Source organism: Enterococcus sp. AZ179 (assembly GCF_050498885.1).
Classification (GTDB): Bacteria; Bacillota; Bacilli; order Lactobacillales; family Enterococcaceae; genus Enterococcus_D; species Enterococcus_D entomosocium.
On record NZ_JBMHEO010000001.1, the window covers coordinates 956,585 to 980,787 of the forward strand.

The window sequence follows — 24,203 nt, forward strand, 5'->3', positions numbered from 1 at the left end:
GGAGAAAAAAATGCAGGTCATCACCCTTAAAGAACACCCTGAATACTTAGCAGAAGCGATCCGTTACTTCCAAAAACAGTGGGCTGGCCCCGATTCCCTCATGGTTTATGAAGACAGCCTGACCCATAGTTTTTCAACAAGCATTTTGCCGCAATGGCTACTGCTGGTCAACGAAGAAATCGCAGCAGACGGACCTTATCAAATCATCGGCTGCGGCGGCTTGATCCCCAACGACTTCATCAGTCGGATGGATTTGACGCCTTGGCTTTGCGCCTTGTATGTGGACCCTTTGTGGCGTGGCCAAGGCGGTGCCCGCCTTTTGATCGAAACAGCTAAACAGCGCGCTGCTGGAGCTGGTTTTGATTCTCTGTATCTATGTACGGATCTTTCTACTTTTTATGAGCAGTTTGCTTTCGAACCGATCGGCACTGGCTACCACCCTTGGGGAGAGTCTTCCACCATCTATCGCTGTTCTCTCACGTAAATAAACAAAAAAAGCTGTGAACAAAATTGTTCACAGCTTTTTTCACTCACAGTACTATTGCTAGTAGAATACCCTATCTCCACAAAAGGAATATTCCGACACCCTACAAATCCGGTAGGTTGCTTACGCGGTGTGCCTCTGCTATCAATCTGGTCAGCTAATGCTAGACCTTCTCGACTCGTCGCATGAGGATTACTTTACCATAAAATTAGTCGGAATACTACTGTTTTTTTTTATAAAATCAAAAACTGCGGATAAACATCTTTCAAGAAAGAGCACTTATCAGCAGTTTTACATGAACCAGTTGTTTCTTCTCAAAAGAAACGTTCAAATCGATGGATTCAAGAAACCTTAGGATAAGAAGGTTGCCACTTTGGTCGTAATCAAATCAATGGCTACGTGGTTTTCGCCGCCTTCTGGTACGATGACATCAGCATACCGTTTTGTCGGTTCGATAAATTGATGATACATCGGTTTTACGACCGTCAAGTATTGTTCGATCACAGAATCCAACGTCCGGCCACGCTCTTCCATATCACGTTTGATCCGGCGAATGATGCGAATATCATCATCTGTATCAACATAAAGTTTAATATCCATTAAATTACGCAAACGTTCATCTTCTAAAATCAAGATCCCTTCCAAGATAATGACTTCTTTGGGTTCTTGAATGATCGTTGCTTCGCTGCGGGTATGAGCGACATAATCATAGACAGGTTTTTCGATCGTTTGATATGCAAGCAGCTGCTGCAAGTGATCGATCAACAAATCAGTATCAAATGCAAAAGGATGGTCATAGTTGGTGTTCAACCGTTCTTCAAAGCTCAGATCACTTTGGTCTTTATAGTAGGAGTCTTGTTCAAGCATCATAATAGAATGGTTGGGGAAATGATTAAAGATCGCCCGACTCACGCTTGTTTTTCCACTACCTGATCCACCTGTCACACCAATAATAATGGGCTTGCCATTCGTCATTCAATTAACCTCTTTCATCTTAAAAAATTCACACTGGTTCTATTATAGCGAAAATTCGGCAAATTACTACTGTTTCTGTAGAATCAGTGCTGCAATAAAGGAAGTAATTGCTGCAAGCGTTCGATCTCAAAGGTAGGCTGAATCTCACCACTGTTTTTTTTCTTTGGATTAAACCAAATCGTGTCGATCCCTGCCAATTGTCCGCCTAAGATATCTGAAGTCAGTGAATCGCCAATAATGACTGTTTCTTGTTTTTTAACGTTTGGTATGCGGGCAAACACGTAGTCAAAATATTCTTTCATTGGTTTTTGATAACCCGTGTCTTCTGAAACAAAAATATCACGGAAATAGGGCTTCAATTTGGCATCTTCCAAGCGACGGTACTGGGTTTCAGAAACCCCGTTCGTAACCACGTATAGGTCAAAATGCTGCGCCAACTCCGCTAAGATCTCATCACTGTTGTCTAACAGTTTATGTCCTTCATTTAGAAATTCTCGGTACGCCAATTCAACTGCTGGACTATCGACCTGAATGCCTTGCGTTTCAAAAAACAAGCCGAAACGCTCATTGATGACTTGGTCTCTCGTGATTTTCCCTTGCTCAAACTGCTGCCACAAATCATGATTGATCGTTTGATAGCTTTGTTTGCGCTCTGGAGTCATTTCCAAGCCATGAGCTTCAAACAGTGCTTTTAAGGCTTGATCTTCGGTATCTTGAAAGTCGAGGATCGTGTCATCGACATCAAATAATAATGTTTTATACTTCATTTTCTCCCTCTTTCTCAGCGGAAATGCGCCGCCAGTCCTTTTAATTCTTCTTGCGTCAGCGAGCGATAACTGCCCACTGCTAAATCATTTGGTAGAACCAGCGAACCCATCGCTGTTCGTTTCAGCTGAATGACTTTTTTCCCTCGGGATAAAAACATCTTTTTCACTTGATGGAACTTGCCTTCAGCAATTTCTAACGAAACAAAGGAATGATCCGCTCGGGCATCGATGATCGTTAGGGCAGCTGGTTTGCAAGTGACACCACCATGAAAGGTGATCCCTGCAGCAAATGCCGCCACATCCTCAGGAGTCACCAAGTCATTGACCACCACTTCATATCGCTTGGTCACCTTTTTGGTGGGATGCAGCAAGTCATAGCCTAACTGACCATTCGTCGTAACTAATACCAACCCTTCCGTGTCCCGATCCAATCGACCGACGGCATAAAGATCAGGATGTTGATCTTCGGGTGCAATCAAAGCGATCACTGTCTGGTGCTGTTGATCCAGATTGGCTGTAACGACACCCTTGGGCTTGTTGACGATATAATAGCGTTCCTGTGTTTCCAACTGCCGCCCCGCAACCATGATTTGATGCAAGCTGCTATCGACGTTGCGCTCGGGCCTTCGCTCAATCCTATGATCCACAAAGACTTTTCCTTGCTGAAACAACCGTTTCATCTCTTTCCGGGATGTATTCAATTGTTGCTCGATCACTTTATCTAAACGCATAAATTTTTCTCCATAGTGGCTATTATAGCTTAGGATTTAGCGAAAGGAAACTGCCAGGATTTCAAATGATTTGACTTTCTTTGTCTTTTTGCGTAAGGTTAAAGAGTAAAGTAAATATAGTTTCTCATACACAGCGTTATGACCTGGTGGAGAAAAGTTGAACCAAAACTTTCTGGGGCAGTTGTGTACACAACTGCCCTTTTGCGTGTTTTCACTCACGTACCACTTAATGTGCAGAGTTAACAAAATTTGCTTAAAAAATCTCGTTACTAACGAGAAAATTTTAGGAGGAATTGAGTTATGTCAGTATCATTAGAAGTTACGAAAAGAGAAGTTCGCCCACGTTCTTTACGGAACAAGTTGCGTCACGAAGGAAAAGTACCTGCAATTGTCAATGGGTACAAAGTAGAAAGCACACCGATTGCTGTCAATGCAGCAGAATTAGAAAAAATCTTGCGTGAAAATGGATTGAATACCGTAATCACGATCAGTTTAGAAGGCAAAAAAGTCAATACACTGATCAAAGAGTATCAATCAGATACCTTCACACGCAATTTAACCCACGTTGAATTCCTATCTGTCGATATGAATGAAGAAACAGAAGTAGAAGCAGAAGTAACCTTAATTGGTGAATCTGCTGGTGTCAAAGCTGGTGGTGTTCTAGCACAAAACTTGTATACAGTCGTTGTATCAGCAACACCAGACAAATTGCCTGAACGTGTTGAGATCGATGTGACGTCATTAGAGATCGGCGATTCATTAACAGTGGCTGATCTGCCTAAGAACGACGAGTACACGATCGTGACCGATCCAGAAGAACAAATCGTTGCGGTTACTGAACCACAAGAAATCTCTGAAGATGAAGAAGCCGGCGAAGCTGCTGAACCAGCAGTTATCGGTGAAGACGAAGAGTAATCATAGAACACCGTTCTTAAGACCACGTCTTCAATCAACAGACACTTCTAAGAAATGTAGGACTCTTGAAGGGATTTCCCTTCAAGAGTCCTTTTCATTCTTACGAAGAGCTGGTATGCTGCAACTGACTATTTCCCATTGAAAGACGTCTTTGGGAAAGCTTGGTCCAGCCAACCCAACAAATTTTTAAGAAAATAGTTAAAATGCGTCGCTGACCAAAAAGAAAAGCAGAAGTAGTTGCATTTTTGACGGTTCTTCATTATGATAAATAGACAAATTTGATGTTAATGGCAAGCCTACTTGAAGGAGGGGTTTATTATGTTTGAAACATTTGATGATCACCGCAGTCGTTACGCTTCTGGCGGTATTGTTCAAACACTACCTAGCGAACTGATCGATAGTATATGGTTAATCATTGATCTTGATTTAAAAGGGTTTATTCCGTTGACAAATCTGCTCACCTTTGAAGTCCAAAACAATCATGGTCGTGTCACCCTGCTTTTTTCTCAAGCCCAAAGTCAAATCGAACTTGGTGTTGATCTACCGTACCGGTATTCCGACCTGTATCCCCAAAAAGTCTATGTATATGACGATGGGCAACGGCAAACGATTTTATTGCCTAGCGAGACTCGTTAACGCCCATTCGCCATTCTCTTTTTATAACGACACCTATATAAAAAACCACCCTTTTTATTTTAGAAGGCGGTTTTTTTTTGCATACCTCCTTTCATTTAATTCTGTCTAGCAGCAATTTCAAATAAATACTCGACAAAAACATCGTTTTTTATTACGTTTTATTGACTATTTTTTGCGAGTGAAAATAACGAATGAAGTTCCCTTATAATAAGGACAGTTGCAAAATTTAGCTGAAAGAGGTGCATGATGTTGAAAAATATCCTTGAAAAAGATATTATGCAAATGCTGCGACTCTCCACAACACTTTTAACCGAAAATCCCCTGCCTTTGAATAAAGCTGCTTCCGCCCAAAATATCTCTGTCAAAACGATCCGCCGGCTGCTGTCAAGCTATTTAAACGAGGACCCATTCTTCCACTATGATGTACAACAAGGGCACATTCGTGCAGACCGTCATTTGCAGCAATCAGCCAGTTGCTCCCTCCCCCATATGGAAATGATTGCTGCATTATTCAATAAAAGTGTAAATTATCAGCTACTCTTGCTCTTGTTAAAAATGCCGACTATTTCCTTTGCAGACCTCTACAAACGCTATTATCTCAGCCCATCCAGTTTGCATCGGCGCTTTTCATCCTTTTCTAACTTTTTAGCACCTTATCAACTAGCTATCGATCGCCGCAGTTATCCTTTAATCACTGGCAACGAACGACAACTGCGCTATGTGCTTTTTCGCCTTACCCTCTTAGCAAACCCAGCGCTTATCTCCCCCAATCAAGCGTTTCAGGAGCTGACACAAATCCATCAGTTACGGAAAACTGCTTTTTATCCCAACACATCAATCACGTTTACTCAACAAGTTTTTCCCAAACACTTTGTTCCAAGTTTCTACTTAGTCGGTGAACGCAGCTATTTGTTTTTATGGAAACAGCTTCTAACACTGGAGCCTTTCTATGTACCTGCAGAAGAATCTGTCCTCTTATGCCAAATCATCACCCCAGTTTTTTTTGAGGCAGTATCCAATCGAGCAGCCGTTAGAGGTTCTTTTGCCGAAAATTTTCCAAGCCCATCTGCTGGGGGCATTATTGGAGGGCAATTTATTTGTCTATCCGCCATTAAATCCTCGCTTATCTGAACGTTCACAATGCTTGGTCCGTGTTTTCTTGACACAGCTTCCCCACTACGAAAAACTTTTAAAGAAGCATCCCGAGTTGCCCTTGCTCTATGAATGCATTTGGCAAGACGTCTCTTTCTTCCAACCCATCATTGCCTTTCCGCAACAAAAAGAGCGCCCACTTGAATAGCGGTACGCTCTTTTTAAAATCATTTTACTATCAGTGAATTATTTTGCGTCAGCATCAACGATTTTCACTGAACCTTGCCATTGTTCTTCAACAAAGTCTTTGATTTCGTCTGAATGAAGCACTTCGATCAATTTCTTGATTTTGTCGCTATCTTCGTCACCACTGCGGACAGCAATCACGTTGACATAAGGAGAATTATCCGCTTCTAATAAAACAGAATCATCCGCTGGGTTCAAATCGATCCCAAATGCGAAGTTCGCATTGATGGCAATTAGGTCTGCTTCGTCGTTTTGATAAGCAGTCGCCAAAAGAGATGGATCGACGTCATGTTTAAATTCTAAGTTTTTCGGATTTTCAGCAATATCATCAAAGGTTGCCGTTTCTGTATCAACGCCGTCTTTTAAGGTGATCAAGTCAGCATCTTGTAAAATCGTTAGGATACGACCCCAGTCAGATTCAGAAGTGGAAGTAAGAACCGTTGCACCATCTTCTAGTTCTGAAATATCAGAGATTCGTTTTGAGTAAAGACCCATTGGCTCGATATGAATCGCACCAGCATTGACAAAGTCATAGCCATTGTCTGCGATTTGTTTGTTTAAGTAAGGAATGTGTTGGAAGTAATTGGCATCGATATCGCCATTTTCCAATGCTTTGTTTGGCAACACATAATCATCGAAGGTTTTGATTTCAAGATCAATGCCTTCTTCTGCTAGTAAAGGTTTGGCTTGTTCTAAAATTTCCGCATGAGGCGTAACCGATGCACCGATCACTAATTTTGTTGATTCTCCCTCAGCCGCAGATGAATCAGAGCTTCCTGAATTTGAGCCTGTTCCACAAGCAGCTAAAGCGGCAGTTAACAATAAGGTTGTTGCAATACCAAAAATCTTTTTCATATCCATTTCCTCCCATATTTTCCACTTTTTGTTCTTCGTTTCATTTACCGTTTATCGGTGGCCTTCGCAAGGAAATCGCCGACCCCTTGGATAATGAAAACGATAATTAAAATAATCACTGTTGCAACAAGCGTAACAGTGTAATTTCCACGTTGAAATCCTTCTTGCCAAGCCAAAGCGCCTAGCCCACCGGCACCAATCGCACCTGCCATGGCGGTATAACCAATCATTGAGATCGTTGTGACCGTCAGTCCTGAAATCAATGCCGGAACACTTTCTGGAATCACGATCTTATAAATGATCTCCCAGTAACTGGCGCCCATCGCTTCGGCGGCTTCAATCACACCAGGATTGACTTCACGAAAAGCAATTTCCACCATCCGAGCATAAAACGGCGCAGCCGATAAAACTAATGCTGGGATCGCTGCTTTTGCCCCTAGGAACGAACCGACTAATAATGTTGTAAACGGAATGATCAAGACCATCAAAATCATGAATGGCGTTGAGCGAAAGGCGTTACTGATGATGGAAACCACATTATAGAAAATGTTGGCTCCCGCCGTTTGTTTACGCCCTAGTGAATAAAGCGCCAATCCTAGAAGCAAACCGATCACAACCACTAAAACCATTGAGAAAAAAGTCATAAACAAAGTGTCCAGAGTTGCTTGCTGCATGTTGGTCCAGTCGACTTTTTCAAAATTAAAATAGGTTTCTACAAATGATTTATCCACGCTCAATCACCTCCACGCCCACTTGCTGCTCTTTGAAAAAGGCGATCGCTTTTTCGACCTCACTTGCTTCACCTGTCAATAAGACCGTCAAGCCGCCAAAGGATCCTTCATTGGTTTGTTGGATCTTTCCGTAAACGACATTGACATCGATCTGAAAGCGGCGGATCGCTTGTGAAATGACTGGTTCATTGGCGTTGTCTTGTGTAAAGGTCAAGGTCACTAAATGCCCTTGCGGATTTTCTCGTAAGAAGGCTTGCCGTAGTTCTTCAACATCTTCTTCTGGTTCCAAATCTTGCTGAACAAAACGTTTGGTCACTTCTTGCTGTGGGTTACGGAAAACCGATTGTACTGATCCTTCTTCCACGATCTGCCCATGCTCCATCACCGCGACCTTGTTGCAGATTTTGCGAATGACGTTCATTTCATGGGTAATCAGCACGATCGTCAAATGCAATTTTTTATTGATGGAAAGCAAGAGATCCAACACTTCTTCTGTTGTTTGTGGATCTAACGCACTCGTTGCTTCATCACACAGCAAAATTTCTGGTTCATTCGCTAATGCACGAGCAATCCCGACTCTTTGCTTTTGTCCGCCAGACAATTGTGCCGGATAGGCAGTTTCCCGTCCTTCCAACCCAACTAACTTGATCAGCTCTTGCGCCCGTTGCCGTCGTTTTGCTTTTTCAACGCCTGCCAACTCCAATGGCAATTCGATGTTCTCCGCCACCGTTCGAGACCATAATAGATTAAAGTGCTGAAAAATCATGCCGATTTTTTTACGGAAGTTTCTCAATTCTTTGTTTTTCAATGCCAAAATATTTTGACCGTTAATGACTACATCTCCTGCTGTCGGCAATTCTAAGCCGTTCAACAAACGAACTAATGTACTTTTCCCAGCACCAGAGTAGCCAACGATTCCATAGATATCGCCTTTTTCCACTTGCAGTGAAACATCATTGACGGCGTGGACAGCCGTTTGCTTTTTGCCGAATGACTTTTTTACATGCGACAATTCGATTAATGCCATGTTATTCCCATCTTTCCTCTTTGGTTGGTTAAACACAAAAAAAGCTTTCATCCTCTGTACATTATACTGTTACAAAGGACGAAAGCACAACTTCCGCGTTACCACCTTGATTTACTGTCGATTCACATCAACAGCCTCGCTCAGTACTTGAATTGCTTCGCATACTGCTGCACTGTAACGGGTGCCTCCCGTGATAGGCTTGTTTCCACTCACCTATCATGCTCAAAGACCATCTTCCATCCTCTCTCCGTTGCCCATTTGCACCAAACAGGGCTCTCTGTGTACGTTAAGAACATGTACTCTTCTTTTCAAAGCATTCATTTATTGAGCAAATTATAGCAACGTCTTATCCGACTGTCAATTCTTTTTGAAAAAATAGTCGTTTTTACAGATCTGACTTACAAAGCTTCAAATTGACTTGGGTCAACCTCTTTGAAGCTGACCAGCCAAGCATTCATTTCGTCTTCATCATTTAAGGTATCAATGGATTGATCGATTTTTTCATTTACGGAAGAAATCACACCCGTCAATGGACTTGGAAATTCACTGACTGCTTTTTCCGCTTCCAGCTCAACAAGGGTCTCTCCTTGTTTTAAAGCAGTTCCTGCTTTTTGAATCGAAGCAAACGTGACCGCACCAAGTTCTTCTTGCGCTTCTTTTGTTAAACCGACACAATATTCTTTCCCGTTAAACAAAACCCACAAATTATCTTTTTTTCTTAAGCATTTCTTTTCCATGATTCTAGTAAGACTCCTTCATATTCATTTTCTTTAAATCCATTAATCAAAAAGCGGTCGCCGCTAACGAGTAGTGGGCGCTTGATCAACATACCATCGGTTGCCAGCACATCGGCTGCGTCTTGGGCAGTCATGGTCGGCACTTTTTCTTTTAATTGCAATTCACGGTATTTCATGCCGCTTGTGTTAAAGAAACGGGTTAACGGTGCTTCGCTTGATTGAATCCAAGCCAGCAATTGTTCCGGTTGAGGCGGTGTGGTCACCATATCGATCGCTTCAAAGGGAATCTCGTGCTCTTCTAACCAACGCTTCGCATTTCGGCATGTACTGCATTTTGGGTACCAATAAAATGTAATCATGTGAACTCCTTAAAGTGTTTTTGGTGCGGTCTCAGCTTGATAGCGCATCGATAAAATCAAACCGATCCCAATCATATTGCTTAATAGGGCAGATCCTCCTTGGCTAATAAACGGCAGTGGAATTCCCGTCAACGGTAAGAGACCGATGTTTGCGCCAATGTTTTCAAACACATGGAAGAGAATCATCATAATGATCCCAGTTGCCAAGTAAGCATAAAATTCATTGTTGGTATCGAAACATACGCGGATCATCCGATAGATCAAAATAAAATACAATAAAATGACAAACGCGCTGCCAATAAACCCAAAATTCTCACCGATCACCGAAAAAATCATATCAGATTCTCGGACTGGTACATACACATCGCTGACATTAAATCCTTTCCCGAACATCCCGCCAGAGGCGATCGCCATCAGAGCGTACGCCAATTGGAAGGATTGCCCTTGGGTATCATGAAAAGGATCTAGCCACGAATCGATACGGGCAAACTGGTACTCTTTAAAGATCCCTGTATTGTACAGCAACTCACGACCAACATCGGTAGTCACTAAGAAAATCGTTCCGCCGCCGAGAATCACGAATGCCGCAATCACTGGCACAACGATTCGCCAAGAGATCCCCGACATCAAGAAGACCCCACCGAAAATCGCCAGAAAGACCAACATCGTACCAAAGTCGTTTTGCAAGGTGATCAGGATCAGTACTGGAATCGTGACGGCCAACATTTTCGCAATCAGCAACCCATCTGTTTTCAGATCTCGTTCCCGATGCTTGACATTGTGCTGTGTGACGACTAAGGCCAACATCATAATATAGGCGATCTTCATCAACTCTGACGGCTGGAGAGTAAAGGCCCCAAAACGGAACCAGTTTTTTGACCCTGTCGAGGCAGCCATTGTCCGGTCGTAAAATTTCAAAAGCGCCAACATGACGGCTAATCCGGCTCCATAAATATAGGGAGTCAATTTCCAAAGCCATTTTGATTTGATCTGCATGATAATAATCACCGCAATAATACCTAGCACATACCATAAAGCTTGAAACCCTAACGTTCGCAACATATTCGGGTTATTTGGATCGTGGGTCAACGCCACATACAAGGACGCCACACCAATCAGACATAATAAAAATACGGGTAGAATCACACCGTAATCAATTCGATTATCGTTCGTTTTTATTCGTGAATTTTCCATGTCCACACTCTCTTCTGTAGAATCTTTATCCATTATAGTGATATTTGAGGAGAAAAGAAAGGATTGTCCACGAGCATTCACAAAAAATTTAGAAACTTTAATGATTTTCGGGAAAAGAGGGTTAAAAACAATCCGAAATTGTTTAGAATTACAATGAAAGAAGGGCTATATTCTGATGCATATCTGATCAATCAGAGTAAAACGATCGTATATGTACTAGATAGGAAGTTCAGCGACATACTTTTCAATGAAAACTCGCTGAATTCGTCTATTCTCCTTACTTAATAAAATATCTTATTCTAAGTATTCTTCTTTATTTTAATTATTCTTTACTCAATGTAACCGAACAAAGCAACTTTAAATCAGTCAAAAATTGCCACCTTATTTTCGTTTCAAAGAAATAGCAACCTGTGACTACTTCCCTTAAGTTGCTCAGAATATAAATTGATGCACGACGAGCCTATTTACCACATTAATGTGGTAATGAAATGTTATTTACGCCACCACATAATTTCACTAGAATACAATTAAGGAAGCGCTTCCGGAGGTGAACCAATGATTTTAAATAATCGAGAACAACTACTGTTGCAACTACTATTAGAACAAACGGAGTTTCGCCCTGCCTCTTTTTTTCAAAAGCAGTTAAATGTATCCCAAAAAACGGTTTATAACAATTTAACGACTTTAGAAAAGAAACTAAAAGATTCGGGACTAGCTATCAAAAAAGTACCAAGAAAAGGAATCTTTTTATCTGGTTCTGAATCAGCAAAACAGAATGGTTATCGATTGTTAGCAAAAAAAGAGACTAAACTCGAACTATTTTCACCTAATTATCGTAAAATCTTTATTTTCGCTAACTATCTGTTTTCAGTAAAACCAATGCATTATCAGGAATTCTCTGAATATTTTTATATTAGCAACCAGTCAATAAAGAAAGATGTTGATGAAATCGTTGCTTTCTGTCGATTCCATCAAGTATCAACAAAAATGACTACTAGCGGACTCAAGCTAACCTCAGTTGAATCTGCTGCTCAAAACGTATTCAAATCTTTTTTAGAGAAGTATACCGACGCCAAAGCCAGTGAAAATCTTTTGGTCAACAATCTCTTTGACTCTAAGGTTCTCGATTTAACGAAGAAATTTGTCTCAGACATGACTCAAACAATCGGCCATCCAGTCAATAATTATTCTATTGAATCCTTGAAGCTTTCATTGCGAATTTTTCTTTCAAGACTTCTTATAGATAAACACATTGAAAAACAAGAGCATCTAGTATTTGACGAACTTAGACGAATGAAATTCTATATGATCGCGGTTGATTTTTCTGAAATGATCCAACAGCAACTACCTGTTCAATTTAGTGATACAGATATTCAATATGTATGTTCCTTGTTATTAGCACACGGCATCGAACCTTTTGGTCAAATGGATGAGCCTCACGAATCTACTATCACAAATTGTACGAAACAAATTATTCAAAAAATGTCACATATGTTAAACGCAGATCTGACACAAGATAAATTATTGCTGCAAACATTATTGGCTCATATCGTTCCCATGATCCATCGATCAAAGACAGGAATTTTATTGAAAAACCCACTGATAAAAAGTATCAAAAAACAATACTCAACAATGTATACATTGACCAAATATGCAATTGGAGATTTAGAGGAGCGATTTCAAATCTTATTAACAGAAGACGAAGTTTCTTTTCTGACGATCCATTTTCAGCTAGCCTTTGAAAAGATAAAAATTACTAACCATATACTAATTGTTTGCCAATCTGGTTTTGCTACATCGGAGTTGATTTTTAACCGTATCAAACAGACGATCGCTGCTGATACCGTACTGGAGATCATTCCTTTGAGTAAACTGGTCAGTACATCTCTTGAGACTGTTGATTTGATTATATCAACTATTCCATTGGACATTACAGCACTACCAGTTATTTATATTTCGCCGCTTCCTACTACCGAAGAAATAGGAAGAATCTCAGCAAAGATATCTAATCTTAATGAGAATGAGAAAAATTTTTACTCAAAAAAATACCAGAAAACGACTTTATTACAAAAATATTTAGATCCTACTTTCCTTTTTGTCAAAAAAAAGTTTCGAACAAAAAAAGATGTACTGGATTTTTTAGCAGATGATTATCTGAAAAAAAAGCTTGTTACAACGAAATTTAAGCATTCTCTATTTGAACGAGAGGAACTAGGAAGCACGGGCTTAAAGACAGGAGTAGCCATTCCACATGCTGATCCATATACAGTGAAAGAAACAAAACTTGCTTTTCTCACCCTCGATGCGCCAATTACTTGGGGAGACACAAAAATCCAACTGATTGTTTTGCTTGCGATTGCTGAAGAAAACATGATCGAGGCAAAAGAGTTGATCGCTTCGATTTACGGATTGTTTAACTCAGCCGAAGAAATTCAATGGATCGTTAATAGTCAAACGCAAGAAGAACTGTATCAAAGATTGTTAAGAGGAGGAAATTGATCATGTTTTTTGATCACCAAATCGTGTTACTTGAAAAAGATTTTAAAACAAAAGAGGAAGCTTTTCGACTATTAGCAGACGAACTCATCAAAACTCATTGTGTAAATGATCAGTTCTATCAAAATATCGTACAGCGAGAAGAAACCTTTCCTACAGGTTTAAAAATTAACGGCATTGGGGTAGCGATCCCACATACGGACAGCAAATTTGTTTTACGATCCCAAGTCGCTTTTATGTCACTTGCCTCTCCCCTTTCATTTATTGAAATGGGTTCGCAAGAAAAGAAAATCGATGTATCTCTGTTGTTCATGCTTGCATTGAAGGAACCACATGAGCAATTGGGTATGCTACAAAATCTTATCTCTATGTTTCAAACACCAGGTGTTTTGGAAGCCCTATCCGCAGTAACGACTAAAGAAGCGTATCTTTCGATTATTGAAAAAAATGGACTGCAATAAAAAGGAGGAACAATTATGTTAAATGCATTACAGTGGTTCGTTGATCTAGGTTCAATCGTTGTTTTGCCTATTTTAATTTTTATTTTTGGAATAATTTTGGGGACCAAGCCTGGCAAAGCCTTTACTTCAGCCTTAACTGTTGGTGTCGGGTTTGTTGGATTGAATTTGGTGATTGACCTTCTAAGCAGCAGCTTGGGTCCTGCCGCCCAGCATATGGTTGAACGTCTAGGATTAAATTTGACAACGATTGATGTCGGATGGCCTGCCGCAGCGGCAATTTCTTATGGGACGATTTTAGGAAGTCTTGCGATTCCGATTGGTGTGGTCCTAAATGTTCTACTCATCATTTTAGGGCTGACTAAAGTATTGAATGTAGATATTTGGAATATTTGGCACGCAGCCTTCATCTCTTCTCTGATTTATGCCCTCACTGGAGACTTTGCAATGGGGATCGCGGCCACCGTCATCTATTTGATGATGATTCTTTTAATGGGAGATATTTTAGGTCCGATCATTAATAAGTTCTACGGATTTCCTAATATCACTTTTCCTCATGGTACCGCCGCACCCGGATTCATCTTTGCACTACCGATGAATTGGCTCTTTGATCGTATTCCGGGACTAAAAGATTGGAAAGCAGATCCAGAAACCATTCAGAAAAAATTTGGTGTCTTTGGTGACTCTACTGTTATGGGCTTTTTGATTGGTCTCATCATGGGAATACTTGCCGGATATGACACAGCAGGTGTCGGCCAATTAGCCGTCCAAACAGGCGCTGTGATGGTTTTGATGCCTAAAATGGTTGCTTTACTGATGGAAGGACTAACACCTATTTCTGAATCTGCAAATGAATTCGTCAAAAAACGGTTTCCTGGAAGAGAGCTTTACATCGGTATGGATGCAGCATTATCGGTTGGTCATCCAGCTGTCCTTTCTTCCTCATTGCTGCTAGTTCCGATCACTATTTTGTTAGCCGTAGTTCTACCTGGCAATACGACCTTGCCTTTTGGTGATTTAGCAACCATTCCCTTTCTGATTTGCTTGATGGCTGCTGTTTTTGGAGGAAACATCATTCGAACGGTAATTGCTGGAACGATTTATATGGTAAGCATTCTCTATATTACTTCGTGGGCAGCACCGCTTGTCACTACTGCTGCTCGATCCGCAAACTTTGATCTACAAGGAAACTCTATGATCACTGCTATGGCTGAAGGTGGTTTATGGACCACATTCCTTTATGTCGGCTTAACCAAAATATTAAGCTGGGGCGGTTTAGCCATAATTGGTGTCTCTGTTTTGTTTGGATTGATTTATGTAAATAAAATTCGTCCCAAGAAACAACTATCAAAATAATAGGAGGAAATGATAATGAAAAAACTATTGATTATGTGCGGCACAGGTGTTGCAACTTCAACAATTGTAACAAATAAGGTAAAAGAATGGCTGAAAGAAAAAGGGATGACTGATCAAGTGAAACTGTATCAATCCAAAGTGGCAGATGAGATGAATAAAATTGATGACTATGACATCGTGGTGAGTACAACGGTTGTTCCAGACTCAATCAAAGATCGCGTAATTATGGGGCTGCCACTCTTAACAGGAATTGGTACAGAAGAAATGTACGCGGAAATCGAAAAGAAAATCAAAGAATAAGGAGAATGCCCTATGTTGGTCACAACAAAAGAACTATTCGCACATGCAGAAAAACACAACTATGCATTACCTGCAGCAAATTTTTTCGACTTAACTAGTGCAAGAACATACGCGGAGACTGCTGAACGTTTAAACAAGCCTTTGATATTGGCCTTCGCTCAGTCCCATATGAACATGTTGACTTTAGAAGAGGCTGCCATGATTGGAAAATTTTTGGCAAAGAAAAGCACTGCACCTATCGCTCTGCACCTAGATCATGGTACCGATGAAGAGGTCATCAAAAAAGCCATTCATTTAGGTTTTACTTCCGTAATGATCGATGCTTCTGAGGAGCCATTTGAAGAAAATGTCCGCCGATCAAAGGAGATCGCCGATTACGCTCATAAAAATGGTGTCGTTGTTGAAGCCGAAATCGGGCACGTCGGGTCGGAAAACAGTCTGGAATCAGCCGGAAATAGTCAATCTATTTACACAGAACCTTCTGAGGCTGTTGCATTTGCCAAATTAACCGGGGTTGATTCGTTGGCAGTTTCTATTGGCACCTCTCACGGACATTATCAAGGGATTCCCAAAATAAATTTTGACGTTTTAAAGGAAATACACCTTGCCGTCAGTATTCCTCTTGTTCTGCATGGTGGGTCCTCTTCTGGCGATGAAAACCTTGAAAAATGTGCCTTAGAAGGTATCCGTAAAATAAACATTTTTACTGACTTTGTCACTGCTGCTATGAATGAAATTAACAAAAATCAACCAAATGACTATTTCGATTTACTTCACTCAGCAAGCAATGGAATGGCCAAAACACTCGAGCACTATTTTACAGTCTTTCATACCAAACCTTATCGTGAAGGAGAAAACAAATGAAAAAAAGAACCTTAAGAACGCCATTCTTTGTCGTCAATCCCAAAGCCTATCTTTATGGAAACCAAGCATTGGCATTGGCAAAAGTTGCTGATGAGTTGTCATCTTTGTATGACATCGACATTCTATTTACTGTTCAGCATGCAGACGTTTCTTTAATTAAACAGGCAACAACACATTTATTCGTCACTGTCCAACATTTAGACGGAATCGAAATTGGTCGTGGAATGGGCTATGTTTTACCCGAAGCAGTGGCAGAAGCCGGAGCTGAAGCTACCTTTTTAAACCATGCTGAACACCCCATGACATTGCAAGAACTGACTAAAGCGATTCAGCGCTCAAATGAATTGGGTCTCTTAACAATTGTGTGTGCGAATTCATTGACTGAAGCGAGAGCCGCGGCTTCCCTGAAACCGGATGTGATGGTTTGCGAGCCAACCGAACTAATTGGGACAGGACAAACCAGTGATCTTCAATACATGACGGAAACAAATCGTGTTGTTCGGGAAATTGATCCAGAAATCCTGATTTTGCAGGCTGCTGGTATATCTAGTGCGGCCGATGTTGAAAAAGCTTTGTCGTCAGGTGCTGATGGTACCGGAGGGACAAGCGGCATTGTGCAAGCAGATGATCCCGTTCAAACCCTTACAGAAATGATCAAACAAGCGGTGAAGCATAAAAAGGAGGATTAACACTGTGAAATTTTTAAAAGAGCAACTGACGTTAACTTCTAACGGGAATCGAGTGTCTTACCACAACATCACAGAAGAAGTGAAAACGATGGTTGAAAAAAGCGGAATTTCAAATGGAATCTGTCTCGTACAGTCTCCCCATACGACCTGTTCTGTTATCTTTGAAGAATACATGCATGATACAGACTTTAACGGAGATGAATTTCTTCAAGTTGATTTAAACCGAATTCTCGATAAAATTATTCCTCGTGAACTATCAGAAAATACCGATTATCGTTATCCTGGACCAAAGCATTTAGAATTTTTGATGAGTCTGGACGATCCAAACTACCCAACAGATCCAGCAACGATTTTAAACGGCGATGCCCATATTCGCTCGAGTTTTTTCGGTGCAAGCGAAAGTTTTATTTTAAGTAACGGCAAGCTAGAGATCGGCTCTGTAGGCTATATCTATTTTGTTGATTTCGATCAAAATCGTGTGCGAAATAGGACATGCCATGTAATGCTAATGGGCGAATAAGAACAGTTATCGGGTAAATCAGGAAAAATTGAGATTACTTATCACCTGCAAAAGAAAAACCATGAATCCTCTAAAAGAGGATTCATGGTTTTTCATTTCTTATGCCAGCTGCAGGATTCGAACCTGTGACCTACGCGTTACGAGTGCGTTGCTCTACCAACTGAGCTAAGCTGGCGTTGTATGGCACAAAGAAAATTATATGCAAAAACGGTTGTTTTGTAAAGAGGTCTGCTGAAAAAAATCTACTTACTGAAATTTTCCGAAAATTGTGATATAATAGAAGTATCAAGGAGGTTTTTACATGGCAACATTTGGTAAATTCGAAACAACAATTGTCCCGTCACAAGAAGGTTCAACGTTTGAGGTCGCTACTCCTGTCATGTTCACGTTCCATGGGAAGAAACAAACTGGTACCATCACAAAGCAGTTGAAAAACTCTGCGGTGGTCGAGCTGAACGAAACCCCAGAAAACCAGAAATTAGTTTCGCAAAGTAATGGTGTATTGATCATCAATTACAAACAATTAACCAAACTATAACCCGTTTAATGCAAGGAGAAAATCAGTTGATTTTCTCCTTTTTTCATTGTCTGATTTTATGAAAAGCTAAAAAAAGCCATGGATAACCGATCGAACCGTTTTGGCAGTCGATCTTCTTCCATGGCATCATTGACGAGGCAAAACTTGAAGCAGTTGCCTTTGTCTTATTTGTATTGATTTATTTTGTACCGAATAGACGGTCACCGGCATCGCCCAAACCAGGAACGATATAGCCGTGTTCATTTAGGCGTTCATCAAGATTTGCAGTGTAGATATCAACATCTGGATGGGCATCTTGCAATGCTTTCACGCCTTCTGGTGCAGCAACTAAGCAGACGAATTTCATGTTTGAAGCGCCGCGTTTTTTCAGTGCGTCGATCGCCATGATCGCTGAACCGCCCGTAGCTAACATTGGGTCAACGATAAATAATTGACGTTCATCGATATCTTCAGGTAATTTTACGAAGTATTCGTGTGGTTCTAGCGTTTCTTCATCACGGTACATCCCGATATGACCAACTTTTGCGGCTGGGATCAATTCAAGGATACCATCAACCATGCCTAGACCTGCGCGCAGGATCGGAATGATCGCTACCTTTTTACCAGATAGTGTTTTTTGTGTTGATTCTTCAATTGGTGTTTCAATCACTAGATCTTCAAGCGGCATGTCGCGAGACACTTCATACGCCATCAACATTGCGATTTCATTAACAACTTCACGGAAAACCTTTGTTCCACAGTTCTTGTCGCGGATCATTGTTAATTTGTGTTGGATCAGCGGGTGATCGATTACTTGAAATTTACCCATTTAAAAAAATCTCCTTTGGTTTTTCTCTTATTTTAAAGCAAATCGGCTCTTGTTACAACCATCTGCCACAGGCAATACTGCTTTTCCTCAAAAAAAGGATTGTGTTAGAAGGAAGGAGACAAGACGGCATGTAACACGCCTCTACGTTCATTCTAGCCCCTTTTTCACTTTTGGTGATCAAAGGAGCTGGAGCGTAGGAAAAACGCGTGAGACGTCTTGTCTGACCTTAACTTCTGTCACAGTCCCAATTTATTTGTTTTTGTAAAGTGGATAGTTGTCCGTCAATTCTTTGACTTGCGTCGCTACTTCTGCCAAGACGGCTTCATCATTTGGTTTTTCTAAAACTTTGACGATCAATTTCGCCACTTCGACACAATCTTCTTCTTTAAAGCCACGACTAGTGATCGCTGGTGTCCCCACGCGAATCCCACTCGTTTTGAAAGGACTTAATGATTCGAAAGGAATAGAGTTTTTATTGACGGTGATATTGACTTGATCCAGCAATGCTTCTGCTTCTTTTCCGTTCAAATCAAAGCCACGCACATCGATCAATAATAGGTGATTGTCTGTTGCACCAGAGACCAACCGGGCTTGTGGTGCTTGGTTGAAGACTTTCGCCATTGCTTGCGCATTGCGAATGACTTGTTCAGAGTACTCTTTGAACGACGCATCTTGTGCTTCTTTAAATGCAACAGCTTTCGCTGCAATCACGTGCTCTAATGGGCCGCCTTGAATACCAGGGAAAACGGCACTATTGATTTTTTTCGCTAAATCTTCATCATTTGTTAAAATCAAGCCGCCTCGAGGGCCGCGTAATGTTTTATGGGTCGTAGAAGTCGTGATGTCCGCATAAGGAACTGGGTTTGGATGAAGACCAGCCGCTACTAAACCAGCGATATGCGCCATATCCACCATCAATTTTGCGCCAACTTCATCAGCGATTTCACGGAACTTCGCAAAATCGATCGTACGTGAGTAAGCACTGGCACCGGCAACGATCAGTTTCGGTTGATGCTTGCGCGCCAAAATACGAACGACATTGTAGTCAATGACTTCTGTTGCAGGATCAACACCATAACTAACAAAATTATAGGTCTTGCCGCTGAAATTCACTGGTGAGCCATGGGTCAAATGACCGCCTGCGGAAAGATCCATCCCTAATACTGTATCGCCTGTTTCGATCAACGCTAAATAAGCTGCTGTGTTGGCTTGAGAACCAGAATGCGGTTGAACATTGGCATATGCCGCACCGAAAATACTTTTCGCCCGTTCAATTGCTAAGTTTTCTACCACATCAACAAATTCACAGCCGCCATAGTAACGACGACCTGGATAACCTTCAGCGTATTTATTTGTCAAAATACTACCTTGCGCAGCCATTACACCTTCTGAAACGATATTTTCAGACGCAATCAATTCCAAATTGTTTTGTTGACGATTCGTTTCTTTTTCGATCGCTTGCCACAATTCGGGATCAAACGTTTGATAATCCATGCTTACAACACCCCTTTACCTTAATGGTAGCATTGTATCACATTTCTTCATAAGCTACCTATAATGAATTCTGGTTTTTTGCTAATTTTCTTGAAAGAAACTTTGATTTGCAGCTTTTTTCAACCGATTCATATAAGCAGCCCCTAAGCCGCTTTCTGGAAACGTGGGTGCGAATAAGACATCTAGCTCAGCAATCGATTCATCTAACGCCCGTAACCCCGCAAACAGCCCTTTTGTCGCAGCTTCCACACTGTCATCAAAAAATAAATAGATGGCTGCAGCTTCGAAGCGGACCTGCTCGGCGATCGTCGGTCCAGCTAAAACACCTACCTTAAGCTGCTGTTCTCTCGCCCAAGCCATGGCTGCCGACCAATCTTGGTCATTGACCATCATGACATTGGTATTCGGTGCATAGTGCTTGTATTTCATGCCTGGCGCTTTGGGTGCTTCACTTTCTGTTACTAAATGCTGATCGACGAGGACTTTTGTTTGTAAGACTGCTTCAAGCTGTTCTTTAGAGATTGCACCAGGGCGTAAGATGATCGGCGGTGCCGTTGGGTCACTCAAATCTAAGACCGTTGATTCGACACCGATCTGTGTCACCCCATCGTCCAAGATGCCAGCGATTTTGCCTGCCAGATCATGCTGAACATGCGCAGCTGATGTTGGGCTTGGTTTACCAGATGTATTTGCGCTAGGACCAACCAATGGCTGTTGGGCTTGTTTGATCAACGCTAACGTCTTGGTGTTGTTGGGCATCCGAAACGCCGCTGTGGATAAGCCGCCAGTAACGATGCTAGGTAAGCTGTCTTTTTTGATCGAAAAGATCAAGGTTAGGGGCCCAGGCCAGAAAGTTTCCATCAATTTATCAGCAAAAGGATGCTTGTTATCCACAAACGGTTCCAACTGCTCTGGCTCGGCAATATGAACGATCAAAGGGTTGTCACTAGGTCGTCCTTTGACTTGATACACTTGCGCAACAGCTTTTGGCAAAAGCGCGCTAGCCCCTAGTCCATAGACAGTTTCCGTCGGGAACGCCACTAATCCCCCCTCAGCTAAGATAGCTGCTGCTTCGTTTAACTGTGATTGATCAAAAATTTTTGTTTCCACAATTTATCCACATCCTTTTTTGAGAAGTTTCCACACTTATCAACATTTTCTCGTTTCTTATCCACATTTTGTGGATAAGTCGTTTGTCAAGTGTGGATAACCTTGTTTATAACTCCATTTATTCCCAAATTGTTCATTTCATAAGGTTTTTGCACTTTTTCTGTAGCAAAAAAAAATTATTTATCCACATCTTGTGGATGACTGACGAACACCATCCGATCTTGACCCGCAAGATCTTTTACTACGGTAACTTCTTTGTTGGAAAAAGCGGCTGCAAAAAGCTGTTGAACAGCTTGTCCTTGCTGGAAGCCGATTTCCAGCGCCATTTGCCCACTTGGTGCCAAACACTTCGGTGCTTGCTGTGCTAATTGCTTATAGATCGCCAATCCTTGTTCTTGAGCAAAAAGCGCCATTTTAGGCTCTTTTTCCCGTACACTGATATCCATCAGCGGCCACTCTTCAGCGCTGATATACGGCGGGTTGGAAACGATCAGATCCCATTGCTGATCTGCCACAGGCTCCAAGGTATCTCCTTGGAAAAAGCGGATCTCTGCACCTAAGGCTGTCGCATTTTCTTTAGCAACGGCTAACGCCTCTGCTGAAAGATCCACGGCACTTACCGACCACTGGGGACGTGCCAATTTTAAGGCAATGGCGATCGCTCCTGTACCCGTGCCAATGTCAACGACTCGTAGCGGCTGATCTGCTGGTAGTTTTGCCAGACAGTTTTCCACCAGCTCTTCGGTTTCTGGACGCGGGATCAAGGTTGCAGGGGTCACTTTTAAGCGATGACCATAAAATTCTTCATACCCCAATAAATATTGCGGGGGTTCATGCTGTAGCAACTGTTCAAGATCTGCTGCGATCTGTGCCTCATCTTCCCTTAGGATGGGTTGGTCCATCTGCAGCAGCCAATCGAGTTGCTGCCAGTTTTTTCGCTGTAAAAACAGGTATTGGATCGCATACCCGTCCAGTCCTTTCGTTTCTAAAAAAGAAGAAGCCCGTGAAAGGACTTCTCGATAGGTTTTAGCCATTTTGCATCTCATCTAATTTTGATGTTTGATCGTAAACGATCAGTGCATCAACAATTTCATCGAGTTTTCCAGCTAAAATTTGATCCAATTTTTGAATAGTCAACCCGATACGGTGATCTGTTACGCGGTTTTGCGGGAAGTTATAGGTCCGGATCCGTTCAGAACGATCGCCGGTACCCACTGCTGATTTACGGTTTGCATCGTATTCGCTTTGTGCTTCTTGCTGCATTTGGTCATAGACCCGTGCCCGCAAGACTTTCATCGCTTTCTCACGGTTTTTCAGCTGTGAACGCTCATCTTGCATCGCAACAGCGATCCCTGTTGGCAAGTGAGTCAAACGAACAGCAGAAGCTGTTTTGTTAACGTGCTGACCACCGGCACCAGAGGCATGGTAAATATCGGTACGAATATCTTTGTCTGCGATATCGATTTCGACTTCTTCTGCTTCAGGCATAACCACGACCGTTGCCGTAGACGTATGGATTCGGCCTTGTGATTCGGTAGACGGTACCCTTTGCACTCGGTGGGCGCCGCTCTCATATTTCAATTTTGAAAAGACGTTGTCGCCAGTGATCATCATGATGACTTCTTTGTAGCCGCCGATCCCAGTGACGTTGGCATCCATGACTTCGACTTTCCAGCCTTGGTTTTCCGCATATTTTTGATACATATTGAAAAGATCGCCAGCAAATAAGGCTGCTTCGTCGCCGCCTGCTGCACCACGGATCTCCATGATGATGTTTTTGTCATCATTCGGGTCTTTTGGCAACAACAAAATCTTGATGCGTTCTTCTAAAACGTCTTTTTCTTTTTTCAAGTCAGAGAGTTCTTCTTTGGCCATCTCAGCCATTTCTGCATCTAGGTTTTCCCCAAGCATTTCTTCAGTGTCCTTGATTCCTTCAACGACTTCTTTGTAACGGCGGTAGACTTCCACCGTTTCCCGTGTATTGGCTTCTTCTTTTGAAAGCTGCATGAAGCGTTTGGTGTCAGAGATCACGGCTGGATCACTTAGTAATTCGCCTAATTCTTCGTAACGGTCTTCGATTGCTTGTAACTGATCGTACATTGATTATTCTCCTTCTTTTTTCATTCCCGGGTGAAAGTAATGCTTGCGGCAAACTGGATAATACGCTTCATTGCCGCCGATTTGTACTTGATCGCCCTCGTAAACGGGTTTTCCGTCGATATAGTGCAAGTTCATGGTTGCTTTTTTATGACAGAACCAGCAGATGGTTTTCATCTCTTCGATTTTATCTGCGTAAAGCAGCAAGTATTTTGAGCCTTCAAATAATTCATTGCGGAAATCATTTTTCAAGCCAAAGGCCATTACAGGAATACCTAACTCATCCACGATTTTGGTGAAAGCCAGCACGTGATGCTTCTTTAGGAACTGTGCTTCGTCGATCAAAATACAATAAGGTTTATAACCGAGGTCTTTGATCAAATGAAATAGATCCGTTTCATCAAAAATCGGGATCGCGTCTCGCTCTAAGCCGATGCGACTCGAAACATTTCCCACGCCGCTTCTCGTGTCCAATCCACTTGTCATGATCACGACTGGTTTGTCTTGTTCTTCATAGTTGTGAGCAACTTTCAGTATCTCGATCGTTTTCCCACTATTCATTGCGCCATATTTAAAAAAAAGCTGTGCCATCTCGCCCATCCTTCCTCATACTCCTTTGGTATTATACTTGAAAAAGGAGAATTTTTACAGACTTAAATTCGACACACGCCGCCTTTTACGCAAGAGTTTTACGAAAAGTTAACGGATTTTTTGCTGCCGGTAC

At 41.7% G+C, this 24,203-nt stretch carries 27 protein-coding genes, 1 tRNA gene and 1 other annotated feature; of the genes, 12 read left to right on the plus strand and 16 right to left on the minus strand.

Translation table 11 applies throughout. The annotated features are described in order from the left end of the window. Positions 1–10: 10 nt before the first annotated feature. Positions 11–484, plus strand: coding sequence for a GNAT family N-acetyltransferase (locus IGI88_RS04505; protein WP_016612933.1), 474 nt, complete (start codon positions 11–13; stop codon positions 482–484). A gap of 351 nt (positions 485–835) precedes the next feature. Here IGI88_RS04505 and udk read toward each other — a convergent pair whose 3' ends face one another. The 3 genes from udk to IGI88_RS04520 all read right to left on the minus strand — a co-directional run bounded on the left by udk (position 836) and on the right by IGI88_RS04520 (position 2,957). After that, positions 836–1,459: a uridine kinase gene (udk, locus tag IGI88_RS04510; RefSeq protein WP_005227927.1), complete on the minus strand. Its 624-nt coding sequence runs from the start codon at positions 1,457–1,459 to the stop codon at positions 836–838. Positions 1,460–1,542: 83 nt separating this feature from the next. Next, positions 1,543–2,226, minus strand: a complete 684-nt coding sequence (locus IGI88_RS04515; protein ID WP_016612934.1) for a YjjG family noncanonical pyrimidine nucleotidase — start codon at positions 2,224–2,226, stop codon at positions 1,543–1,545. A 14-nt stretch (positions 2,227–2,240) separates the two neighbouring features. After that, positions 2,241–2,957, minus strand: a complete 717-nt coding sequence (locus tag IGI88_RS04520; RefSeq protein ID WP_429960252.1) for a pseudouridine synthase — start codon at positions 2,955–2,957, stop codon at positions 2,241–2,243. Positions 2,958–3,257: 300 nt separating this feature from the next. Between IGI88_RS04520 and IGI88_RS04525 the strand changes: the two genes are divergently transcribed. The 3 genes from IGI88_RS04525 to IGI88_RS04535 all read left to right on the plus strand — a co-directional run bounded on the left by IGI88_RS04525 (position 3,258) and on the right by IGI88_RS04535 (position 5,639). Further along, positions 3,258–3,872: a 50S ribosomal protein L25/general stress protein Ctc gene (locus IGI88_RS04525; protein WP_005227923.1), complete on the plus strand. Its 615-nt coding sequence runs from the start codon at positions 3,258–3,260 to the stop codon at positions 3,870–3,872. Between the two features lie 318 nt (positions 3,873–4,190). Further along, positions 4,191–4,508: a DUF960 domain-containing protein gene (locus IGI88_RS04530; RefSeq protein WP_005233624.1), complete on the plus strand. Its 318-nt coding sequence runs from the start codon at positions 4,191–4,193 to the stop codon at positions 4,506–4,508. Positions 4,509–4,754: 246 nt separating this feature from the next. Continuing rightward, entirely contained in the window at positions 4,755–5,639 is an 885-nt protein-coding gene (locus IGI88_RS04535; RefSeq protein WP_429960253.1) for a helix-turn-helix domain-containing protein, read from the plus strand. A 207-nt stretch (positions 5,640–5,846) separates the two neighbouring features. On the opposite strand, the gene IGI88_RS04540 is transcribed toward IGI88_RS04535, so the two are convergent. From IGI88_RS04540 to IGI88_RS04565, 6 genes are all read right to left on the minus strand, one after another. Then, positions 5,847–6,701, minus strand: a complete 855-nt coding sequence (locus tag IGI88_RS04540) for a MetQ/NlpA family ABC transporter substrate-binding protein (protein WP_010749087.1) — start codon at positions 6,699–6,701, stop codon at positions 5,847–5,849. Between the two features lie 44 nt (positions 6,702–6,745). Beyond that, positions 6,746–7,432 carry a methionine ABC transporter permease gene (locus IGI88_RS04545; RefSeq protein ID WP_005233617.1) on the minus strand — a complete coding sequence of 229 codons (687 nt, stop codon included), beginning with the start codon at positions 7,430–7,432 and terminating at the stop codon, positions 6,746–6,748. Next, positions 7,425–8,459, minus strand: a complete 1,035-nt coding sequence (locus IGI88_RS04550) for a methionine ABC transporter ATP-binding protein (RefSeq protein ID WP_008379383.1) — start codon at positions 8,457–8,459, stop codon at positions 7,425–7,427. Before IGI88_RS04550 ends, IGI88_RS04545 begins: the two co-directional genes overlap by 8 nt. 71 nt (positions 8,460–8,530) lie before the next feature. Next, positions 8,531–8,780 (minus strand) — a binding site (T-box leader). 77 nt (positions 8,781–8,857) lie between these two features. Next, on the minus strand, positions 8,858–9,196 hold the full coding sequence (locus IGI88_RS04555; RefSeq protein WP_010749086.1) for a glycine cleavage system protein H: 339 nt from the start codon (positions 9,194–9,196) through the stop codon (positions 8,858–8,860). After that, complete coding sequence (locus IGI88_RS04560; protein ID WP_005233612.1) at positions 9,178–9,555, minus strand: arsenate reductase family protein; 378 nt, start codon at positions 9,553–9,555, stop codon at positions 9,178–9,180. Before IGI88_RS04560 ends, IGI88_RS04555 begins: the two co-directional genes overlap by 19 nt. Positions 9,556–9,564: 9 nt before the next feature. Then, positions 9,565–10,749, minus strand: coding sequence for an FtsW/RodA/SpoVE family cell cycle protein (locus IGI88_RS04565; RefSeq protein WP_034872154.1), 1,185 nt, complete (start codon positions 10,747–10,749; stop codon positions 9,565–9,567). 555 nt (positions 10,750–11,304) lie between these two features. Here IGI88_RS04565 and IGI88_RS04570 point away from each other — a divergent pair. The 7 genes from IGI88_RS04570 to IGI88_RS04600 are packed head-to-tail and all read left to right on the plus strand — an operon-like array spanning position 11,305 to position 17,432. Next, entirely contained in the window at positions 11,305–13,248 is a 1,944-nt protein-coding gene (locus IGI88_RS04570; protein ID WP_016612940.1) for a BglG family transcription antiterminator, read from the plus strand. Between the two features lie 2 nt (positions 13,249–13,250). Further along, the gene (locus IGI88_RS04575; RefSeq protein WP_008379372.1) at positions 13,251–13,706 is read left to right on the plus strand and encodes a PTS sugar transporter subunit IIA; all 456 of its coding nucleotides are present in this window, start codon (positions 13,251–13,253) and stop codon (positions 13,704–13,706) included. Positions 13,707–13,721: 15 nt separating this feature from the next. Next, positions 13,722–15,059, plus strand: a complete 1,338-nt coding sequence (locus tag IGI88_RS04580; RefSeq protein ID WP_005233598.1) for a PTS galactitol transporter subunit IIC — start codon at positions 13,722–13,724, stop codon at positions 15,057–15,059. A 15-nt stretch (positions 15,060–15,074) separates the two neighbouring features. Continuing rightward, positions 15,075–15,359, plus strand: coding sequence for a PTS sugar transporter subunit IIB (locus IGI88_RS04585; protein ID WP_008379369.1), 285 nt, complete (start codon positions 15,075–15,077; stop codon positions 15,357–15,359). Positions 15,360–15,371: 12 nt separating this feature from the next. After that, the gene (locus tag IGI88_RS04590; RefSeq protein WP_016621926.1) at positions 15,372–16,223 is read left to right on the plus strand and encodes a class II fructose-bisphosphate aldolase; all 852 of its coding nucleotides are present in this window, start codon (positions 15,372–15,374) and stop codon (positions 16,221–16,223) included. Continuing rightward, complete coding sequence (locus IGI88_RS04595; RefSeq protein ID WP_086298299.1) at positions 16,220–16,912, plus strand: triose-phosphate isomerase; 693 nt, start codon at positions 16,220–16,222, stop codon at positions 16,910–16,912. The genes IGI88_RS04590 and IGI88_RS04595 overlap by 4 nt, the downstream gene beginning before the upstream one ends. 4 nt (positions 16,913–16,916) lie before the next feature. Further along, complete coding sequence (locus tag IGI88_RS04600; RefSeq protein ID WP_005227898.1) at positions 16,917–17,432, plus strand: YjbQ family protein; 516 nt, start codon at positions 16,917–16,919, stop codon at positions 17,430–17,432. Positions 17,433–17,534: 102 nt separating this feature from the next. On the opposite strand, the gene IGI88_RS04605 is transcribed toward IGI88_RS04600, so the two are convergent. Beyond that, positions 17,535–17,607, minus strand: a tRNA-Thr gene (locus IGI88_RS04605). 126 nt (positions 17,608–17,733) lie between these two features. Between IGI88_RS04605 and IGI88_RS04610 the strand changes: the two genes are divergently transcribed. Then, positions 17,734–17,970: a hypothetical protein gene (locus tag IGI88_RS04610; protein WP_005227896.1), complete on the plus strand. Its 237-nt coding sequence runs from the start codon at positions 17,734–17,736 to the stop codon at positions 17,968–17,970. A 178-nt stretch (positions 17,971–18,148) separates the two neighbouring features. Here the strand turns inward: IGI88_RS04610 and upp are convergent, their stop codons facing one another. The 6 genes from upp to IGI88_RS04640 all read right to left on the minus strand — a co-directional run bounded on the left by upp (position 18,149) and on the right by IGI88_RS04640 (position 24,070). Then, the gene (gene upp / locus IGI88_RS04615) at positions 18,149–18,778 is read right to left on the minus strand and encodes a uracil phosphoribosyltransferase (protein ID WP_005227894.1); all 630 of its coding nucleotides are present in this window, start codon (positions 18,776–18,778) and stop codon (positions 18,149–18,151) included. Between the two features lie 249 nt (positions 18,779–19,027). After that, positions 19,028–20,272 (minus strand): serine hydroxymethyltransferase, encoded by a 1,245-nt coding sequence (gene glyA / locus IGI88_RS04620; protein WP_005233585.1) that lies wholly within the window; start codon positions 20,270–20,272, stop codon positions 19,028–19,030. Positions 20,273–20,353: 81 nt separating this feature from the next. Next, entirely contained in the window at positions 20,354–21,382 is a 1,029-nt protein-coding gene (locus IGI88_RS04625; RefSeq protein ID WP_086298302.1) for an L-threonylcarbamoyladenylate synthase, read from the minus strand. 176 nt (positions 21,383–21,558) lie between these two features. Then, positions 21,559–22,416 (minus strand): peptide chain release factor N(5)-glutamine methyltransferase, encoded by an 858-nt coding sequence (prmC, locus tag IGI88_RS04630; protein ID WP_016621930.1) that lies wholly within the window; start codon positions 22,414–22,416, stop codon positions 21,559–21,561. After that, entirely contained in the window at positions 22,409–23,482 is a 1,074-nt protein-coding gene (prfA, locus tag IGI88_RS04635) for a peptide chain release factor 1 (RefSeq protein WP_005227884.1), read from the minus strand. The genes prmC and prfA overlap by 8 nt, the downstream gene beginning before the upstream one ends. 3 nt (positions 23,483–23,485) lie before the next feature. Beyond that, on the minus strand, positions 23,486–24,070 hold the full coding sequence (locus IGI88_RS04640) for a thymidine kinase (protein ID WP_005227882.1): 585 nt from the start codon (positions 24,068–24,070) through the stop codon (positions 23,486–23,488). Positions 24,071–24,203 lie beyond the last annotated feature (133 nt).

Coding starts and splice junctions, on each gene's coding strand:
- IGI88_RS04575 (WP_008379372.1), top strand. CDS start 13,251: ATGTTTTTTGATCACCAAATCGTGTTACTTGAAAAAGATTTTAAAACA.
- IGI88_RS04535 (WP_429960253.1), top strand. CDS start 4,755: ATGTTGAAAAATATCCTTGAAAAAGATATTATGCAAATGCTGCGACTC.
- udk (WP_005227927.1), bottom strand. CDS start 1,459: ATGACGAATGGCAAGCCCATTATTATTGGTGTGACAGGTGGATCAGGT.
- IGI88_RS04530 (WP_005233624.1), top strand. CDS start 4,191: ATGTTTGAAACATTTGATGATCACCGCAGTCGTTACGCTTCTGGCGGT.
- IGI88_RS04640 (WP_005227882.1), bottom strand. CDS start 24,070: ATGGCACAGCTTTTTTTTAAATATGGCGCAATGAATAGTGGGAAAACG.
- IGI88_RS04525 (WP_005227923.1), top strand. CDS start 3,258: ATGTCAGTATCATTAGAAGTTACGAAAAGAGAAGTTCGCCCACGTTCT.
- prfA (WP_005227884.1), bottom strand. CDS start 23,482: ATGTACGATCAGTTACAAGCAATCGAAGACCGTTACGAAGAATTAGGC.
- IGI88_RS04590 (WP_016621926.1), top strand. CDS start 15,372: ATGTTGGTCACAACAAAAGAACTATTCGCACATGCAGAAAAACACAAC.
- prmC (WP_016621930.1), bottom strand. CDS start 22,416: ATGGCTAAAACCTATCGAGAAGTCCTTTCACGGGCTTCTTCTTTTTTA.
- IGI88_RS04595 (WP_086298299.1), top strand. CDS start 16,220: ATGAAAAAAAGAACCTTAAGAACGCCATTCTTTGTCGTCAATCCCAAA.
- IGI88_RS04610 (WP_005227896.1), top strand. CDS start 17,734: ATGGCAACATTTGGTAAATTCGAAACAACAATTGTCCCGTCACAAGAA.
- IGI88_RS04515 (WP_016612934.1), bottom strand. CDS start 2,226: ATGAAGTATAAAACATTATTATTTGATGTCGATGACACGATCCTCGAC.
- IGI88_RS04570 (WP_016612940.1), top strand. CDS start 11,305: ATGATTTTAAATAATCGAGAACAACTACTGTTGCAACTACTATTAGAA.
- glyA (WP_005233585.1), bottom strand. CDS start 20,272: ATGGATTATCAAACGTTTGATCCCGAATTGTGGCAAGCGATCGAAAAA.
- IGI88_RS04560 (WP_005233612.1), bottom strand. CDS start 9,555: ATGATTACATTTTATTGGTACCCAAAATGCAGTACATGCCGAAATGCG.
- IGI88_RS04585 (WP_008379369.1), top strand. CDS start 15,075: ATGAAAAAACTATTGATTATGTGCGGCACAGGTGTTGCAACTTCAACA.
- IGI88_RS04580 (WP_005233598.1), top strand. CDS start 13,722: ATGTTAAATGCATTACAGTGGTTCGTTGATCTAGGTTCAATCGTTGTT.
- IGI88_RS04565 (WP_034872154.1), bottom strand. CDS start 10,749: ATGGAAAATTCACGAATAAAAACGAACGATAATCGAATTGATTACGGT.
- IGI88_RS04550 (WP_008379383.1), bottom strand. CDS start 8,459: ATGGCATTAATCGAATTGTCGCATGTAAAAAAGTCATTCGGCAAAAAG.
- IGI88_RS04505 (WP_016612933.1), top strand. CDS start 11: ATGCAGGTCATCACCCTTAAAGAACACCCTGAATACTTAGCAGAAGCG.
- IGI88_RS04555 (WP_010749086.1), bottom strand. CDS start 9,196: ATGGAAAAGAAATGCTTAAGAAAAAAAGATAATTTGTGGGTTTTGTTT.
- IGI88_RS04520 (WP_429960252.1), bottom strand. CDS start 2,957: ATGCGTTTAGATAAAGTGATCGAGCAACAATTGAATACATCCCGGAAA.
- upp (WP_005227894.1), bottom strand. CDS start 18,778: ATGGGTAAATTTCAAGTAATCGATCACCCGCTGATCCAACACAAATTA.
- IGI88_RS04540 (WP_010749087.1), bottom strand. CDS start 6,701: ATGAAAAAGATTTTTGGTATTGCAACAACCTTATTGTTAACTGCCGCT.